The sequence below is a fragment of the Paraburkholderia sp. SIMBA_054 genome (genome assembly GCF_046534875.1).
In the GTDB taxonomy this organism is placed as follows: Bacteria; Pseudomonadota; Gammaproteobacteria; order Burkholderiales; family Burkholderiaceae; genus Paraburkholderia; species Paraburkholderia hospita.
This window is the reverse complement of record NZ_JAWRXV010000523.1, coordinates 1-299: the sequence shown is the minus strand read 5'-3', so window position 1 is coordinate 299 and position 299 is coordinate 1. Positions and strand designations below refer to the sequence as shown.

General features: G+C 56.2%; 1 protein-coding gene. It reads right to left on the bottom strand.

The annotated features are described in order from the left end of the window. A partial coding sequence (locus tag SB822_RS56180; protein WP_410858988.1) for a transposase occupies nucleotides 1-191 on the bottom strand: 191 nt, incomplete at its 3' end. Nucleotides 192-299 lie beyond the last annotated feature (108 nt).

Genomic DNA, 299 nt, shown 5'->3' with positions numbered 1-299 from the left:
GGAAAGTCATTGGGCAGCATCCGCCAGGGCGCGCCGGCCCGCGCAATCCAGCGTAACGCATTGAACATGTCGCGCAGTTCATATTTGCGCTGTGGCGCGCCGACGTCCATCAGCGTCAGATAGGGTGCAGCGAAGCTCCACTCTTCGTCGGATACATCAGTCGGGTAGCCTTTGCGGTTTGCTCTTTTCATACCGCCAGGATACCAGGTCCAACATAAAGTACCTAACACGCTACAAGGGCTCCCCGTTGAGTACAAGCTCAAACGAAGTTCGCTGTTGATACGTACTGCAATGCCGCG